The 19,890-nt window shown below is 72.3% G+C and carries 1 protein-coding gene; it reads right to left on the bottom strand.

All coding sequences use genetic code 11. The annotated features are described in order from the left end of the window. Positions 1-27: 27 nt before the first annotated feature. On the bottom strand, positions 28-19,806 hold the full coding sequence (locus LIV37_RS46945) for a type I polyketide synthase (RefSeq protein WP_121826551.1): 19,779 nt from the start codon (positions 19,804-19,806) through the stop codon (positions 28-30). Positions 19,807-19,890: the final 84 nt, after the last annotated feature.

The raw sequence follows: 19,890 nt of genomic DNA, 5'->3' as shown, positions 1-19,890 counted from the left end.
GAAGAAACCAGATGGTTCTCGTTCATGTCAGGCGTCTCCGAGTTCTCGGTCGATGACGTCGAAGAGCTCGTCCACCGATGCGCTTTCCAGGTCGTCGTTGGCGCTGTCGTCCCGTACGGAGCTCCCGCCCCCGCCGACGGGTTCGCTCAGCTTGGCCAGCACCGACTGGAGCCGGACGATGGCCTTCGTCCGGGCGATGTCGTCCTGCGGCATGGCCGTGAGGACGGTTTCGAGTCGGTCGATCTCGGCGGGCAGCGACTTCTCCGGGGCGGCCTCGTCCTCGACCAGCTCCCCCTTGAGGTGGCGGGCCAGCGCGGACGGTGATCCGTAGTCGAACAGTGCGGTCGGCCGCAGCCGCAGCCCGGTGGCCGCGTTGAGCCGGTTGCGCAGCTCCACGGCGGTCAGCGAATCGAGCCCCATGTCGAAGAAGCCACGCTCGGTGTCGATGCCCTCGTGCGTGGCGTATCCGAGGACGGCCGCCGTATGCGTACGCACCAGGTCGCGCAGGGCGGGTTCGCGTTCCGCCGCCGGGAGCTCCGCGAGTGTCGTGGCGAGCGTCGGCCGGTGGGGGCCGGCGGGCTGCCCGTCCAGCGTGGCGTCGGCGGCCTGCCGTGCCGTCCTGACCTCGGCGATGTCACCGAAGAGGAGGCCGAGCCGGGTGCCGTCGACACCGGCGGTGAACCTCGGCCAGTCGATGTCGGTGATGACAGGGCAGCTGTCGGGCTGGTTGACGGCCCGGGCCATCGCGGTGACGGCCAGCTCGGGTTCCATCGCGGGCAGGCCGAACCGCTCCATGCGGCCGCTGATGGCCGCGTCCTGGGTGGCCATGCCGCCGTCGGCCCACGGCCCCCAGGCCACGGAGGTGGCGGGCAGGCCCTCGGCGCGGCGGTGTTCGGCGAGCGCGTCCAGGAAGGCGTTCGCCGCCGCGTAGTTGCCCTGTCCGGCACCGCCCACCGTCGCGGAGAACGAGGAGAACAGCACGAACGCCGAAAGGTCCAGCTCGCGCGTCAGCTCGTGCAGATGCCACGCCGCCTCGGACTTCGCCCGCAGCACACCCTGGAACCGGTCCACCGACAGCCCGTCCAGCACCCCGTCATCCAGCACACCCGCCGTATGCACCACAGCCGTCAGCGGGAACTCCTCCGGCACCCGGGCCAACACCCCGGCCAGCGCCTCGCGGTCGCCCACATCACATGCCGCGACCGTCACCCGGGCACCCAACTCGGCCAGCTGCGCCCGCAACTTGTCCACGCCCTCGGCCGCCGGACCGCGCCGCGAGACCAGCACCAGATGCTCCGCACCGGCCCGCGCCAGCCACCGCGCCACGTGAACGCCCAGCGCACCCGTACCACCGGTCACCAGCACGGTGCCCGACGGCTGCCACGTCTCCCCGTTCTCGGCGCCCACGGCCGCCCGGACCACACGGCGAGCGAACACACCCGACGCCCGCACGGCCACCTCGTCCTCACCGGTGGCACCGCTGATGACGGCGGTCAGCCGCTGCAGGGCCCGGCCATCCGGGTCCTGAGGCAGGTCGACCAGGCCGCCCCAGCGCTCCGGGGCCTCCATCCCGGCGACCCGGCCCAGCCCCCACACCGCCGCCTGCTCCAGGCTCAACGGGCTCTCCGAACCGCGCGTCGCCATCGCGCCCCGCGTCACACACCACACACGGCCGCCCACGCCCGCATCGCCTATCCCCTGGAGCAGGGACAACGTCAGTGCCAGACCCGATGGCACCGCCGCATACCGGCTGTGCCGCCCCTCGGCCAAAGCCAGCAGCGACAGCACTCCCGTGACCTCGGCGGCAGCCCTTTCCGCGCCGCCCAGGGCCTCGCGCAGCCGTGCCGCCACCGCCTCACGGTCGGCGTCGGCAGCATCGAGCTCGACGACCACGGGCAGCGCGCCGTGCATGGCCAAGGCCGCCGCGCAGTCCGCGACCCATGCGTAGTCGGCCAGCCCGGCGTCCACCGCCACCAGCCACGTTCCCGTCAGCGACGCGGCCGCCGCCTCCGAGACCGGCGACCAGTCGATCCGGTAGCGCCACGCGTCGACCTGCGACCGCTCACGGCTACGACGCCGCCACGACGACAGGACCGGCAGCACCGTCGCGAGCGACTCACCCGTGACGGCCTCGCTCTCGACGGCCAGCGTGTCCGCGAGCGCCGACAGGTCCCCGCGTTCCACCGCGTCCCAGAAGTCGGCGTCGGCGGACTCGCGTTGAACGTCCGCCGTGCCGCGATGGGGTTCCGGCGCCGCGCCTGTCGCAACCCAGTAGCGCGTGCGTTGGAACGCGTACGTCGGCAGCTCCACCCGCCGCGCCGGTCGTCCGGCGATGGGCGCGAGCACGGCCGTCCAGTCCACCGGCACACCCCGGACATGGGCCCCGGCGGCGAGCGTCAGTGCGGTCTCGGCCTCGTCGCGACCGGAACGCGCGGCAGGCAGGAAGACGGCGTCATCTGCTGTCTCCTCCGGCAGGCACTGCTCACCCATCGTGGACAGAACCTCGTCCGGGCCGAGCTCCAGGTAGGTGGCGACTCCCGCGTCGGCCAGGCTCCCTACACCGTCCGCGAAGCGCACGGTCTCGCGAACGTGGCGCACCCAGTACTCGGCCGAGCACAGCGCATCGGCGTCCGCGACGAGGCCCGTCACGTTCGATACGACGGGGATGCGCGGAGGCGCGTACGACAACCCCTCGGCCACCCGCCGGAACTCCGCCAGCATCGGCTCCATCAGGGGTGAATGGAAGGCATGCGAGACCCGCAGCCGCTTGGTCTTGACGCCCTGAGCCCCAAACCGCCCGGCGACCTCCGACACCGCCCCTTCCGCCCCGGAGATCACGGTCGAGTGCGGCCCGTTGACCGCCGCCACACTCACCTCGGCCTCACGACCGGCCAGGAACGGCAGTACGTCGGCCTCGGCGGCCTGCACCGACACCATCACCCCACCCGACGGCAACCCCTGCATCAACCGCCCACGAGCCGCCACCAAAGCACACGCGTCTGCCAGCGACAACACCCCCGCCACATGCGCCGCCACCAGCTCACCAATCGAATGCCCCGCCACAAAATCCGGCCGCACACCCCACGACTCCACCAACCGGAACAGCCCCACCTCCACCGCGAACAACCCACACTGGGTATACGCGGTCCCCTCCAGCCCCGCCGCGTCCCCACGGATCACCTCCCGCAGCGAACACTCCAACACCCCATCGAACCACGCACACACCTCATCGAACGCCTCCGCGAACACCGGGAACGCCTCATACAACCCCTCACCCATCCCGACCCGCTGACTGCCCTGCCCCGAGAACAACACCGCCAACTTGCCCGGCACCGCAGAACCCTGAACCACGCCCGGCGCCAGGTCACCACTCGACAGTGCCTTCAGCCCATCGACAAGACCAGCCCGGTCAGCGGCCAGCACCACGGCACGGTGCTCAAACGCGCTACGCGTCGTGACCAGTGACGACGCCACATCGGCCACCGACGTCTCCGCCCCGGCCTGACCGCGCGCGTACGACAGCAGCCGCTCCGCCTGGGCCCGCAGCGCACCCTCGGACTTCGCCGACACCACCCACGGCACCAGCGTCGACCCGGCGGATCCGTCCGTCACCGGCCCGACGACGGGCAGTTCCTCGGGGGCGTGTTCCAGGATGACGTGTGCGTTGGTGCCACTGATGCCGAACGACGACACACCCGCACGCCGGGGACGGCCGGTCTCCGGCCACTCCACCGCATGCGTCAGCAGCTCCACCGCACCCGCCGACCAGTCCACATGCGGCGACGCCTCATCCACGTGCAGCGTCTGCGGCAGCACACCGTGCCGCATCGCCAGCACCATCTTCATCACACCCGCCACACCCGCAGCCGCCTGCGCATGGCCAATGTTCGACTTGATCGCACCCAGCCACAGCGGCCACCCCTCGGCCGCCCGCTCCTGCCCGTACGTCGCCAGCAACGCCTGCGCCTCAATCGGGTCACCAAGCCTGGTACCCGTACCATGCGCCTCGACCGCGTCCACCTCAGCAGCCGACAACCGAGCACTCTCCAACGCCGCCCGGATCACCCGCTGCTGCGACGGACCATTCGGCGCGGTCAGACCGTTCGACGCACCGTCCTGGTTGATGGCGCTGCCACGCACCACCGCGAGCACCTGGTGACCGTTCCGCCGCGCGTCGGACAGCCGTTCCAGCAGCAGCATCCCGACGCCCTCGGCCCATCCGGTGCCGTCGGCGGCTCCCGCGAAGGGCTTGCAGCGCCCGTCCGGGGCCAGTCCGCGCTGACGGCTGAACTCGACGAAAGCGAGCGGGCTGGCCATGACCGTGGCGCCGCCCGCGAGGGCCAGCGAGCACTCGCCCTGCCGCAGCGCCTGGGCGGCCCAGTGCAGCGCCACCAGGGACGACGAGCAGGCGGTGTCCACCGTCACCGCGGGTCCCTCGAAGCCGAAGGTGTAGGAGATGCGCCCGGAGGCGACGCTCCCCGCGTTGCCCGTCATGAGGTAGCCCTCGGTGGCCTCGCCGGCCTGCTGCACCGCGTCGGTGTAGTCGTGGTAGGTCAGCCCGCAGAACACGCCGGTCTGGCTGCCGCGCACCGACGCCGGGTCGATACCGGCCCGCTCCAGCGCCTCCCACGACGTCTCCAGCAGCAACCGCTGCTGCGGATCCATCGCCAGCGCCTCACGCGGCGAAATCCCGAAGAACGCCGGATCGAAATCACCCGCGTCGTACAGGAAACCACCCTCACGCGCATACGCCGTGCCCCGGTGATCGGGATCCGGGTGATACAGACCCTCCAGGTCCCAGCCGCGATCGTCGGGCAGCCCCGCGATCGCGTCCCCGCCGCTGATGAGCAGTTGCCACAGCTCTTCGGGCGTACGGACACCGCCCGGGAAGCGGCAGCCCATTCCGACGATGGCGATCGGCTCGTCGTCGGTCACGGCGTGGCGCGCTGACGGCGTGGCCCGGGTCCGGTCGAGGGCCGGGGTTTCGGCTTCGGCCCGCGCGGAGCCCATCACCTCGCCGAGGATGTGGCGGGCGACCGCGGTCGGTGTCGGATAGTCGAAGACCAGCGTGGCCGGAAGCCGCAGACCGGTGGCGGCGTTGAGGCGGTTGCGCAGTTCGACCGCGGTGAGCGAGTCGAAGCCGATGTCGCTGAAGGCGCGGTCGGGAGCGATCGCGTCCGACTCCGTGTGGCCGAGGACGGCTCCCGCGTGATCGGTCACCAGCTCCAGCAGGACCTCCTCCCGCCCGGACCGGGGCAGATCCATGAGACGGCGTACGAGGGCGGTGGCGCCGCCCAGATCGTCGGTGGCGGCGTCGATCACCCGTCGGGCCGGGGCTCCGATGAGGTGGCGCAGCAGGGCGGGTGTGGTTCCGGGCCGGGCGTGTGCGCGGAGCACCGCCACGTCCATACGCGTCGGCACCAGCAGGGTGTCATCGGTCGTGTGTGCCGCGTCGAAGAGCGCGAGTCCCTCGTCGGCGGTCAGGGGGGTCATCCCGAACCGTGCCATCCGGGCCATGTCGACCTCGCCCAAGTGGCCGGTCATATCGCTGCGTTCGGCCCAGAAACCCCAGGCCAACGACACCCCCGCAAGCCCACGCGCCCGACGCCGCGCCGCCAGCGCATCCAGGAACATGTTCGCCGCCGCGTAGTTCCCCTGACCCGCCGCACCGAATGTCGCAGCGGCCGAGGAGAACATCACAAACGCCGACAGCTCCAGATCCCGCGTCAACTCATCCAGATGCACCGCCGCGTCGGCCTTCGGCCGCAGCACCGCGTCGATGCGCTCCGGCGTCAACGACTCGACCAGACCGTCGTCCAGCACACCGGCCGCATGCACCACACCGCGCAGCGGACGATCCGCCGGAATACGCGCCAGCACCCCGGCCAACGCCTCCCGGTCGGCGACGTCGCACGCCTCGAACACCACGCGTGCGCCGATGTCGGCGAGCTCGGCTTCCAGCTCCGCCGCGCCCGCCGCGTCGCGGCCGCGACGCGACACCAGCACCACGCTGCGCACCCCGTGGCGGGCGGCCACATGGCGTGCCACCAAACCGCCCAGCACACCACTGGCGCCGGTGATCAGCACCGAACCATCGGGCTCCCACACCGGCTCTCGCTGAGGCGCCACGGGTACCAGAGCCCGGGTCAGCCTGGGGGCGTACGCGCCGCCCCCACGCACGGCGATCTGCGGCTCTCCGGTGGCCACCGCCGCGCCGATCGCCTCAGCGGCCCACTCCAGGCTCTCCAGATCCACCAGGACGAATCGGTCCGGATGCTCGGCCTGTGCCGAGCGCACCAACCCCCAGACCGCGGCAGCCGCCGTGTCCGGCACGTCCTCACCCGCCACGGCCGCCACGGCACCCCGCGTCACCACCACCAGTCGCGAGTCGGCGCACCGCTCCTCTGCCAGCCACGCCTGGAGCACGTCCAGGGCGCGATGCGTCGCCTGACGGGTCGCGGACACCAGGTCGTCCTCCGCCGCGACGGGGTCGGTTGCCGAGTCGGTGAGGAACGGCAGGAGTACGAGGTCGGGCACGGCCGCGGCCGATGCGTCGGGCCGGAGCAGTGCGCCCATGTCGTCGTACTCGTCGATCCGGCCACCGCTCGTTCCGAGCGCGGTGCGCAGTCCGGCGCCGTCAGGGCCGACGATCGACCAGTGGGCACGGTCCGGCTCGACACCGGCGGAGGCCGCCGGGACACTCATCCACTCCACCCGGAACAGCGACTCATGGGGCCTCCGACCCCCGGTGAGCTGCTCCGATGTGAAGGTGCGGGTCGCCACCGCGTCGACATCGGCCACCGCGTGGCCCGATTCGTCGGCCAGCAGGATCGCCATGCCGTCCGGCCGTTCCGTGGAGAGCCGTACGCGCAGGGTCGTCGCACCGGTGGCGTACAGGGACATACCGGTCCACCGGTACGGGAGCCGGACGCGGCCGCCGTCGTCGGCCGTCAGCTCGGCCGCGGCGTGCAGGGCCGCGTCGAGCAGCACGGGGTGCAGACCGAAGCGACCGGCCTCCGGGCGCATGTCCTCCGCCAACGCCACCTCGGCGAAGATCTCCGCACCGCGACGCCACGCATGGCGCAGGGCACGGAACGCCGGACCGTACTCGACACCGCCGAGCGCGGCCGCGCTCGGGTACCGGTCGCCGAGGTCCATCGGCGAGGCATCCGCCGGCGGCCACTGGCCGAGCCCGGTCTCCGTCGGCGCCGTGGGCCCCTCCGTGGCCAGCACACCGGTGGCATGGTGGGTCCACGACAGGTCGGGGGGCCCGTCCTCGAAGCGCGAGTAGAGGTTCACGGTGCGGCGTCCGGAGTCGTCCGGGCCGCCCACCGTCAGTTGCAGCTGGACGGCGCCACTCTCGGGAAGGGCGAGGGGCGTTTCCTGCGTCAGCTCCTCCACATGGCCGCAGCCGACCGCGTCACCGGCTCGCAGCACCAACTCGACCAGGGCGGATCCGGGGAGCAGCGCGGTGCCGCGAATGGTGTGGTCGGCCAGCCACGGGTGCGTACGGAGCGAGAGCCGACCGGTGAACAGCTGCCCGCCGAACTCGGGCAGCGCGACCGCCGCGCCGAGCAGTGGATGGTCGGTGGAGACCAGCCCGGCCGACGACACATCGCCCGCCACGGCTGACGGCTCGACCCAGAAGCGCTGGTGCTGGAAGGCGTACGTCGGCAGATCGACACGCCGCGCGCCCGTGCCCGCGAAGAGCCCTGCCCAGTCGACGGACGCGCCGCCCACGTACGCCTCGGCCAGTGAGGTGAGGAACCGGTCGAGCCCGCCTTCGTCGCGGCGCAGCGAACCGACCGCGGTGACCCGTGCTCCATGGTCCTCGGCGGTCTGCTCCACGCCCATGGTGAGCACTGGATGGGCGCTGGCCTCGATGAACGTATCGAAGCCATCGGCCAGCAGGGCGCGTACGGTCTCCTCGAAGCGCACGGTGTGGCGCAGATTGCGGTACCAGTACGCGGCGTCCAGGTCGGCCGTATCGAGCGCTCCACCGGTCACCGTCGAGTAGAACGGCACCGACGACGGCCGAGGAGCGATCCCCGCGAGCTCCCGCAGCAACTCGCCCTCGATGTCCTCCACATGGGCGCAGTGCGAGGCGTAATCCACCGGAACGCGACGCGCCCGGACCTCGTCCGCCTCGCACGCCGCCAGCAGCTCGTCCAACGCGTCCGCGTCACCGGAGACCACGACCGCCGACGGCCCGTTCACCGCCGCCACCGACAACCGCTCACCCCACCGGCCCAACCGCTCCCGCACCGAGTCCACCGGCAACGACACCGACACCATGCCACCCAACCCCGACAACGCCCGCAACGCCTTACTCCGCAACGCCACCACCCGCGCCGCGTCCTCCAACGACAACGCACCCGCCACACACGCCGCCGCGATCTCACCCTGCGAATGACCGATGACCGCCGCAGGCTCCACACCGTACGAACGCCACAGCTCAGCCAACGACACCATCACCGCCCACAACACCGCCTGCACCACATCCACCCGCTCCAACGCCACCGCAGCACCCTCACCACCCCGCAACACATCCCCGAGCGACCACTCCACGAACGGCGCCAACGCCGCCGCACACTCCCCGATCCGCCCCGCGAACACCGGCGAAGACTCCAGCAACCCCGCCGCCATCCCCACCCACTGCGACCCCTGACCAGGGAAGACCAACACCGCACGACCGTCAGCACCGGCCACACCCCGGATCAGCCCCGAGGCGTCCCGGTCCTCCGCGAGTGCCGCCACGCCATCGACCAGACCGGCCCGGTCCCCGGCCAGGACCACCGCACGGTGCTCGAACGCACTGCGCGTGGTCGCCAGCGACAGGCCGATGTCATCGGCCGAGAGCTCCGCCCGCTCGCGCACATGCGCCAGCAGCCGGTCCGCCTGTGTGCGCAGCGCGGCCTCGGACTTGCCCGAGACCGGCCAGGGAGTGACGGGCAGCCGCCCCAGGTCACCGGCGGGCATGCCCACGGCGGCCCGCTCGAGCTCCGGTCGCGGCGAAGGCGCCTGTTCGAGGATGACGTGCGCGTTGGTGCCGCTGACGCCGAAGGAGGACACGCCCGCCCGCCGGGGGCGACCGGTCTCGGGCCACGGCGTGGCATCGGTCAGCAGCTGGACGGTGCCGGGCGACCAGTCCACATACGGGGAGGGCTCGTCCACGTTCGGCATCCCGGGCAGCAGACCGTGCCGCATGGCCAGCACCACCTTGATCAGGCCCGCCACACCGGCGGCCGCCTGCGTATGCCCGATGTTGGACTTGATCGAGCCGAGCCACAGGGGCTGGTCATCGGTGTGCTCCCGGCCGTACGTGGCCAGCAGCGCCTGCGCCTCGATCGGATCGCCCAGTGTCGTACCCGTACCGTGCGCCTCGACGACGTCGACCTGCCCGGCCGGGAGCCCGGCGTTGGCCAGGGCCTGGCGGATCACCCGCTGCTGGGACGGGCCGTTGGGCGCGGTGAGGCCGTTGCTGGCACCGTCCTGGTTGACGGCGGAGCCACGTACCACCGCGAGGATCTGATGGCCGTTGCGGCGCGCGTCCGACAGCCGCTCCAGCAGCAGCATGCCCACGCCCTCGCCCCAGGCCGTGCCGTCGGCGGCCGCCGCGAACGGCTTGCACCGGCCGTCGGGCGCGAGACCCCGCTGACGGCTGAACTCCACGAAGCCACGCGGTGACACCATCACCGAGACGCCACCGGCGAGCGCGAGGGAGCACTCGCCCTGGCGCAGCGCCTGCGCCGCCAGGTGCAGCGCCACCAGGGACGACGAGCAGGCCGTGTCCACCGTGACCGCCGGGCCCTCGAAGCCGAAGGTGTACGAGATGCGGCCGGAGACGACGCTGGCCGCGTTGCCGGTGGCCACATAGCCTTCGGTGGTCTCCGGGGCCCGGTCGACCAGGGACACGTACTCCTGCCCGTTGGTGCCCATGAACACGCCGGTACGGCTGCCGCGCACCGCTTCCGGGTCGATTCCGGCCCGCTCCCACAGCTCCCATGACGTCTCCAGCAGCAGCCGCTGCTGGGGGTCCATCGCCAGTGCCTCGCGTGGCGAGATGCCGAAGAAGGACGCGTCGAAGCCGCTCACCTCGGAGAGGAACGCGCCCTCGCGCACGTAGCTCTTTCCGATCGCGTCCGGATCCGTGTCGTACAGCCCGTCGAGGTCCCAGCCACGGTCCGTGGGGAAGGCCGAGACGGCATCCTCTCCGGCGGCCAGCAGCCGCCACAGATCGTCGGCGGAGCGTACGTCGCCGGGGAAGCGGCAGCTCATCGAGACGATCGCGATCGGCTCGTCCGCCGCGGCGGACGCGGTCGTGGCGGCGTCCGTCGGCGCGCCGTCCGGCCGCGCGTGGCCGCCGAGCAGTTCGGTGAGCAGATATCCGGCCAGCGCGTTCGGGGTGGGGTAGTCGAAGACCAGGGTGGCTGGGAGCTGAACGCCCGTGGCCTCGCTGAGCTGGTTGCGCAGGCCCACCGCGGTCAGGGAGTCGAAGCCGATCTCCATGAAGGCGCGGCCGGGGCCGATGGCGTCCACACCGCTGTGCCCGAGTACGGCGGCCACGTGGGCACGCACGAGCTCCAGCAGGGCGCGCTGCCGTTCGGCCTCGGACAGGGTCTCCAGACGGCGGACGAGTGCCGAGGACTCCTCGGTGTGCGCGGGGTCGGTGTCGCCGGGCCGGGCGGTCGCGGTCAGCTTCCGGACTTCCGGGACTCCGCTGAGCAGCCGGGACAGCCGCCGGGCCTCGAAGGTGTCGGCGAAACGCTCCCAGTCGGCGTCGACGACGGCGAGAGCGGCGTCCGGGTGGGTGACGGCGCGCTCCAGCGCCGCCAGAGCCAGCCGTGGATCCATCGCGGTCATGCCATTGCGCCGGATGGTGCGGCTGACCTCGGCGCTGCTGACGGCCATGCCGTTGTCGGCCCAGGGACCCCAGGCCACCGAGGTGGCCGGAAGCCCCGCACCCCGCCGCCACTCCGCCAACGCGTCCAACGTCGCGTTCGCCGCTGCATAGTTCGCCTGCCCAGCGGCACCCACCATCCCCGAAAACGACGAGAACAGCACAAACGCCGAAAGATCCAGCCCCCGCGTCAACTCATGCAAATGCCACGCCGCCTCCGACTTCGCCCGCAACACACCCTCGAACCGCTCCACCGACAACCCGTCCAACACCCCGTCATCCAACACACCCGCCGCATGCACCACCCCCGTCAACGGCAACTCCTCCGGCACCCCCGCCAACACCCCAGCCAACGCATCCCGATCACCCACATCACACGCCACAACCGTCACCCCAGCACCAATCTCCCTGAGCTCGGCACACAACTCATCCACGCCCGCGGCCTCAGAACCACGACGCGACACCAACAGCAGATGCTCCGCACCCGCACACGCCAGCCACCGCGCCACACGGGCACCCAACGCACCCGTACCACCCGTCACCAACACCGTCCCCGACGGCACCCACCCCCCGACACCATGCCCGCCGCCCGACGCCCGGACGATACGGCGCGCGAACAATCCCGAGCCGCGCACGGCGACCTCGCTCTCGCCCGTACGACCGCTCACCACATCCGCGAGGCGATCCGCCACCCGCGCGTCCCACGCCTCGGGAAGATCCAGCAGGCCGCCCCAGCGCTCGGGCACCTCCAGACCGGCCACGCGGCCCAGGCCCCACACCGCCGCCTGCTCCACCGTACGTACGCCCTCGGAACCAGCGACGGCGACCGCACCGCGCGTCGCACACCACACCGGAGCGGCTACGCCCACGTCGCCCACCGCCTGCACCAGAGACAGCGTCAAGGCCACGCCCAGGGGCACCGACCGATGCCGGCCGTGGCGTCCCCCGGCCAGCGCCAGCAGGGACAACACCCCTGCGGCGGCGGCCGCTTCGGCCCCGTCCAGAGCCGCGCGGAGCCGCGCCGCCACCAACTCACGGTCGGCGTCATCGGGCCCCAGCTCTACCATCACCGGCCGTGCACCACGCCCGGCGAGGGCGTCCGCACACGCCGACACCCACGGGTCGGCGGTCATCCCCGCGGGGACCGCGACCAGCCACGGACCGGTCACCGTGCCCGCCCCGTCGGACATCGGCGACCACGACACGCGGTAGCGCCACCCGTCCACCGTGGCACGCTCACGTCCACGGCGACGCCACGACGACAGCACCGGCAACACCGCCGCCAGCGACTCACCGGCACCGTTCTCGTCCGCGACCGCCAGCGTGTCCCTGAGCGCGGGCAGATCCTCACGCTCCACCGCGTCCCAGAAGTCGGCGTCCACCGCGTCCGTGGGGCCCGTCTCAGCCGTGGGGACGGACGACTCCAGCCAGAAGTGCTCCCGCTGGAAGGGGTACGTGGGCAGCTCGACGGCCCGGGGGCGCGCCGGTGCGAGCAGGGCGGCCCAGTCCACGGCGCGGCCCCGCACATGGATCTGGGCCAGCCCCTCCATGACCGAGGCGGTCTCTTCCCAGCCGCCGCGAAGAACAGGGGCGAAGACGGCGTCCGGCACACACTCCTGCCCCATCCCGGAGAGGACTCCGTCGGGGCCCAACTCCAGGTAACTGACTACGCCTTGCCCGGCCAGGCACTCCACACCGTCCGCGAACCGCACGGTCTCGCGGACGTGCCGCACCCAGTACTCGGCCGAGCACAGCGCCTCGGCGTCCGCCACCAGTCCCGTCACGTTCGATACGACGGGGACGCGGGGAGGCGCGTACGACAACCCCTCGGCCACCCGCCGGAACTCCGCCAGCATCGGCTCCATCAAGGGTGAATGGAACGCGTGCGAGACCCGCAGCCGCTTGGTCTTGACGCCATCGGCCCCCAGCAGCCCGGCAATCTCCACCACAGCTTCTTCCGCGCCGGAGATCACGGTCGAGTACGGACCGTTGACCGCCGCCACACTCACCTCGGCCTCACGACCGGCCAGCAGTGGCAGTACGTCGGCCTCGGCGGCCTGCACCGACACCATCACCCCACCCGACGGCAACCCCTGCATCAACCGCCCACGAGCCGCCACCAACACACACGCGTCCTTCAGCGACAACACACCCGCCACACACGCCGCCACCAACTCACCAATCGAATGCCCCGCCACAAAATCCGGCCGCACACCCCACGACTCCACCAACCGGAACAGCCCCACCTCCACCGCGAACAACCCACACTGCGTAAACCCCGTCTCATCCAGCCCCGCCACATCCCCGAACACCACATCCCGCAGCGGCCGCTCCAACTCCACGTCGAACAGGGCACACACCTCGTCAAACGCGTCCGCGAAGACCGGGAACGCCTCATACAGCTCCCGGCCCATCCCGACCCGCTGACTGCCCTGCCCCGAGAACAGCACCGCCAGCTTCCCCGGCACCACCGATCCGCGCACCACACCCGCCGCCGGTACGCCATCCACCAGCGCCCGCAACCCGGCGGCAAACCCCGCACCGTCGCCCGCCAGCACCACGGCCCGCTCATCGAGGGCCGACCGCGTCGTGAGCAGCGACAACGCCACATCAGCCGGCGACGCCTCCGCCCCGGCCTCACCCCGGGCGTAGGGAAGCAATCGCTCCGCCTGCGCCCGCAGCGCACCCTCGGACTTCGCCGACACCACCCACGGCACCAGCGCCGACTCCTCAGGCGCGTCGGTCACCGGCTCGGCGACGGGCAGTTCCTCGGCGAGGTGTTCCAGGATGACGTGTGCGTTGGTGCCACTGATCCCGAACGACGACACACCGGCACGCCGCGGCCGATCGGTCTCCGGCCACTCCACCGCGTCCGTCAGCAGTTCCACCGCACCAGCCGACCAGTCCACATGCGGCGACGGCTCATCCACGTGCAGCGTCTGCGGCAGCACACCGTGCCGCATGGCGAGCACCATCTTCATCACGCCCGCGACGCCGGCGGCGGCCTGCGTATGGCCGATGTTGGACTTCACCGACCCCAGCCACAGCGGCCGGTCCTGGGCCGTCCGCTCCTGGCCGTACGTCGCCAGCAGCGCCTGCGCCTCAATCGGATCGCCCAGCTTCGTACCCGTACCATGCGCCTCGACCGCGTCCACCTCAGCAGCCGACAACCGAGCACTCCGCAGCGCCGCCCGGATCACCCGCTGCTGCGACGGGCCGTTCGGCGCCGTCAAGCCGTTCGACGCACCGTCCTGGTTGACCGCGCTGCCCCGCACCACGGCCAGCACCCGGTGACCGTTCCGCCGCGCGTCGGACAGCCGCTCGAGCAGCAGCACGCCGACGCCCTCCGCGAGCCCCATGCCGTCCGCGGCCCCCGCGAACGCCTTGCAACGGCCGTCGGGCGCCAGGCCCCGCTGGCGGCTGAAGCCGATGAGGGCGCCGGGGTTCGGCATGACGGCGACGCCACCGGCGAGCGCCAGGGAGCACTCCCCGTTCCGCAGTGCCTGCGCCGCCAAGTGCAGCGCCACCAGGGACGAGGAGCACGCGGTGTCCACCGTCACCGCGGGGCCCTCGAAGCCGAAGGCGTACGCGACACGTCCGGACACGACGCTGGCCGCGCTTCCCGTCATCAGGTGGCCTTCGGAGCCCTCGGGCGCCTCATGTACCCGCGGTCCGTACTCCTGGTAGTTGGAGCCGATGAAGACGCCGGTGCGGCTGCCGCGCAGCGCGAGCGCGGGCATACCGGCGCGCTCGAACGCTTCCCACGAGGTCTCCAGCAGCAGCCGCTGCTGGGGGTCCATCGCCAGCGCCTCACGCGGCGAGATACCGAAGAACGCCGGGTCGAAGTGGCCCGCGCCGTAGAGGAAACCGCCTTCGCGCACATACGTCCTGCCCGGCGCGTCCGGGTCCGGGTCGTAGATGGCCTCGATGTCCCAGCCACGGTCGGTGGGCAGCCCGCCGATCGCGTCACCGCCGGACATGACGAGCTGCCACAGCTCATCGGGCGAGGACACCCCACCCGGATAACGGCAGCTCATCGCCACGATGGCGATGGGGTCGTCGTCGGGGTCCACGGGCACGGTCCGGGACGTTTCCGCCCGCGCCGCCGTCTGCGGGAGGGCGGGGGCGTCCGCCTCGTCGGCCGTCGTGCCCGTCAGCTCGGTGAGGATGTGGTCGCTCAGGACGGCGGTGCTGGGGTAGTCGAAGGCCAGCGTGGCGGGCAGGCGCAGCCCGGTGGCCGCGTTGAGCCGGTTGCGCAGTTCGACGGCCGTCAGCGAGTCGAAGCCGAGGTCCTTGAACGCGCGTTCGGAATCCACCGCGTCCGAGGTGGCGTGTCCCAGGACGGAAACCACCTGAGCGCGCACCAGCTCCAGGACGGTGTGCTCACGCTCGGCGGGGGTCAGTCCGGTCAGCCGCTGCCGCAGGCCCGACGAGGCGTCGGCCGACGCGTTCGTGACCGCCCCGGCGGGGTCGGTGCCCTCCTGGATCCGTCGCATCGCGGGCAGTTCGTCCAGCAGCGGGCTGGGGCGGGCGGAGGTGAAGACCGGGATGAAGTTCTCCCAGTCGATATCGGCGATGGCCAGGTGGGTCTGGTCGTGGTCGAGCGTCTGCCGGAGCGCGGCGATGCCGAGCTCAGGGTCCATGAACCGCAGTCCACGCCGCCGCAACTGGTCCAGGTCCAGGGCCTCGGGCATGTTGTCGCCGGTGGCGTCCCACACTCCCCAGGCCACCGAGGTCGCCGTCAGGCCGTTCGCCCGCCGCCGCTCGGCGAGCGCGTCCAGGTAGGCGTTGGCGGCGGCGTACGCGCCGTGGTCGCCGACGCCCCACAGCCCGGACACCGAGGAGAACAGCACGAACGCGTCCAGCGGGGTGTCGCCCAGCAGCTCGTCCAGATGGGCCGCGCCCGCCACTTTCGCGTCCATGACCTGGGCGAACTCCGCCGAGGTCGTCGCGCCAAGACCGGCCAGGTCGATATATGCCGCGGCGTGGATGACTGCGGTGAGCGGCCGGTCGTCGGGTACGGACGCGAGGACGCGCTGAAGCGCGGCGCGGTCCGCCACGTCGCAGGCGGCGACGGTGACCCGGGTGCCCTGTTCGGCCAGTTCGGCGACCAGGTCTTCGGCGCCGGGGGCGGCGAGCCCGCGGCGGCTGGTCAGCACCAGGTGTTCGGCGCCGTTGTGCGCCAGCCACCGGGCCAGACGGCTGCCGAGGGCGCCGGTGCCACCGGTGATGAGGACCGTGCCACGGGGCTTCCAGGTGCGCCGCGCGGGGGTGTTCCCGAGGGGTGCGGGCTCGAGCCGCCGCAGCATCACCCCCGAGGCGCGGATCGCGGCCTGGTCCTCGGGGCCGCCGTCCGCGAGCACTCCGGCGAACCGGGCCCCGGCCCGGGCGTCCATGGTGCGCGGCAGGTCGATCAGCCCGCCCCAGCTGTCCGGGTACTCCACTCCGGCCACCCGGCCCAGGCCCCACACCGCCGCCTGGGCGGGGCTGGTGAGCGGATCGGAGCTGCCGATGGACACCGCGCCCTGGGTGGCGCACCACAGCGGCGCCCGGACACCGAGGTCGTCGAGGGCCTGGATCAGGGCGAGGGTCAGGGTCAGGCCGGTGGTGGCCACGGGATGTGCGGGGTACGGGCGTTCGTCGAGCGGCAGCAGTGACAGCACGCCGGACAGCGTGTCCAGCGGGTGGCCGGCGGTGGCGGCGCGCAGCCGCTCGGCCACCGTGGCGCGGTGTGCGTCGTCCGCGCCCAGCTCGACCAGGACGACATCGGCGCCGTGTGCCGCGAGTGCCTCGCGGGAGGCCGTGACCAGCGGGTCGCCGGGGCGGGAGCTGGGGGCCAGCAGCAGCCATGGCCCCGGAAGCGAGGCGGCCGGGGTGCCGCTCTTGGGGCGCCAGATCACGCGGTAGCGCCACTCGTCCACGGTCGATTCGGAGCGCCGCTGCCGACGCCACTGTGCGAGGGCGGGCAGGACGGTGCCCAACGAGGCGTGCTGCTCGGTGGATTGGACCTGGAGCGCGGCGGCCAGCGCCTCGGTGTCCTCGCGCTCCACGGCCTGCCAGAAGTGCGTGTCCGCGCCGTCTTCGGCCGGGGCGCTCCCGGTGGGGCGCGCGGTGGTGGCCGAGGTGAGCCAGTAGCGCTGGTGCTGGAAGGCGTAGGTGGGCAGCTCGACGGGGTGCGCGCCGGTTCCGGCGAACACCGTCCGCCAGTCGATGGCGATGCCGCCGACGTGCGCCTCGGCCAGGGAGGTCAGGAACCGGTCCGGGCCGCCTTCGTCGCGGCGCAGCGAGCCGATGGCCGCCACGGGGGTGCCGTGGTCGTCGGCCGTCTGCTCGATGCCCATGGTGAGCACCGGATGCGCGCTGGCCTCCACGAACGTCTGGAATCCCTCGCCGAGGAGCACTCGTACGGTCTCGTCGAAACGCACCGTCGTACGCAGATTGCGGTACCAGTAGCCGGCGTTCAGCTCCGTGGTGTCCAGCACGCCGCCGGTCACCGTGGAGTAGAACGGCACCGATGAGGAGCGCGGAGCGATCCCGGCGAGGGTGCGCCGGATCTCGTCCTCGATGCTCTCGACGTGGACGGAGTGCGAGGCGTAGTCCACGGGTACGCGGCGCGCCCGGATCTCCTCCGCCTCGCACGCCGCCAGCAACTCGTCCAGCGCGTCCGCGTCGCCGGAGACCACGACCGCCGACGGGCCGTTCACCGCCGCCACCGACAGCCGCTCGCCCCATGCCGCGAGCCGCTCCCGTACGCGCTCCACGGGCAGCGACACCGACGCCATGCCACCGCGCCCGGACAGCGCGCGCAGGGCGCGGCTGCGCAGGGCCACCACGCGCGCGGCATCCTCCAGCGACAACGCACCCGCCACACACGCCGCCGCGATCTCACCCTGCGAATGGCCGATGACGGCCGACGGCTCCACGCCGTACGAACGCCACAGCTCCGCCAGCGACACCATCACCGCGAACAGGGCGGGCTGTACGACATCCACCCGCTCCAGCGCCGCGGGGTCGCGGAGCACATCCACCAGCGACCAGTCCACGAACGGCGCCAACGCCGCCGCACACTCCTCCATCCGCCGGGCGAACACCGGCGCGGAATCCAGCAGTCCGGCCGCCATGCCCACCCACTGCGACCCCTGGCCGGGGAAGACGAAGGCGACTCCGGCGCTGCGCTTGGCGACGCCTTCGACCAGCCCGGAGGCGCACCGGCCCGCGAGGTGTTCGGCCAGGGTCCGTACGGCTTCCGCACGGTCCGGGGCCAGCACGACCGCGCGGTGCTCGAAGGCGGTCCGCGTGGTGGCGAGGGACAGTCCGATGTCCTCGGCCGTGACCTCCGGGTGCCGCTCCACGTGGTCCAGCAGCCGCGTCGCCTGGGAGCGCAGCACCGATGCGGACTTGCTGGACAGCGGCCAGGGGACGAGCGGGAGCGCCGCCCGGGGCACCGCCGCTTCCTCCGCCACGTCCGCACCGGAAGCGGCGTCGGAAACGGCGTCGGAAGTGGCATCGGTAGCGGCCGGTGGCGGCGCCTGCTCGATGATGGCGTGGGCGTTGGTGCCGCTGATGCCGAACGAGGACACACCGGCCCGGCGCGGCTCCTCACCCTCGGGCCACGCGGTGGCCTCGGTGAGGAGTTCGACGGTGCCCGCCGTCCAGTCCACATGCGGGGACGGCTCGTCGATGTGCAGGGTGCGGGGCAGCACTCCGTGCCGCATCGCCAGCACCATCTTCATCACACCGGCCACACCGGCCGCCGCCTGCGTATGTCCGATGTTCGACTTGACCGACCCCAGCAGCAGCGGGTGGCCCGTGGCGCGCTCACGGCCGTAGGTGGCCAGCAGTGCCTGTGCCTCGATCGGGTCGCCCAGCTTGGTTCCCGTCCCGTGTGCCTCGACGGCGTCGACCTGCCCGGCCGTGAGTCCGGCGTTGGCCAGCGCCTGGCGGATCACCCGCTGCTGGGACGGGCCGTTGGGGGCGGAGAGCGCGCTGCTCGCGCCGTCCTGGTTGGTCGCCGTGCCCCGGACGACGGCCAGCACGGGGTGCCCGTTGCGGTGTGCGTCGGAGAGCCGCTCCAGGAACAGCATGCCGACGCCCTCGGCGGGCCCGAAACCGTCGGCCGCCGCCGCGAAGGGCTTGCACCGCCCGTCGGGTGCGAGTCCGCGCTGCCGGCTGAAGCCGATGAAGGTACCGGGCGTGGCCATGACGGTGACGCCACCGGCCAGGGCGAGGGAGCACTCCCCCTGGCGCAGGGCCTGTACGGCCAGGTGCAGGGCGACCAGCGACGAGGAACACGCGGTGTCCACCGTCACGGCCGGGCCCTCCAGGCCCAGGGTGTAGGCCACGCGCCCGGATACGACGCTGATGGCGCTGCCGGTCACCAGGTGGCCCTCGACGCCGTCGGTGGCCTCGTGCACCCGCGGCCCGTAGTCGGGGGCCACGGCCCCGACGAACACTCCGGACCGGCTGCCCCTGAGCGAGGCCGGGTCGATGCCCGCCCGCTCGACGGCCTCCCATGAAGTTTCCAGCAGCAGCCGCTGCTGGGGGTCCATCGCCAGCGCCTCACGCGGCGAGATACCGAAGAAGTCGGCGTCGAAGTCGCCGACGTCGTACAGGAATCCGCCCTCGCGCGCGTAGGAGGTGCCGGGCCGGTCGGGGTCCGCGTCGTAGAGCGGGCCGAGGTTCCAGCCGCGGTCGTCGGGGAATGGTGTGATGCCGTCCTCGGCCCCGCTCAGCAGCCGCCAGAACTCCTCGGGGGAGCGCACCCCGCCGGGGAAGCGGCAGCTCATCCCGACGATCGCGATCGGCTCGCGGGCCGCGGACTCCACGTCCTGCAGCCGCTGCCGTGTCTGGTGCAGATCAGCCGTCACCCGCCGGAGGTAACCGAGCAGCTTTTCTTGTTCCGACATCAGAACCTCTCGGGGTCGGGCTTCGGGAGCGGGGTGTTCGGCGGGCAGGTGGGGTGGGTTCGTGGGTGCGCCATGGCGGCGGCT

It is taken from the genome of Streptomyces rapamycinicus NRRL 5491, assembly GCF_024298965.1.
GTDB classification, from domain to species: domain Bacteria; phylum Actinomycetota; class Actinomycetes; order Streptomycetales; family Streptomycetaceae; genus Streptomyces; species Streptomyces rapamycinicus.
The sequence above is the reverse complement of the archived record's forward strand: the minus strand, read 5'-3'. Positions and strand labels throughout refer to the sequence as shown.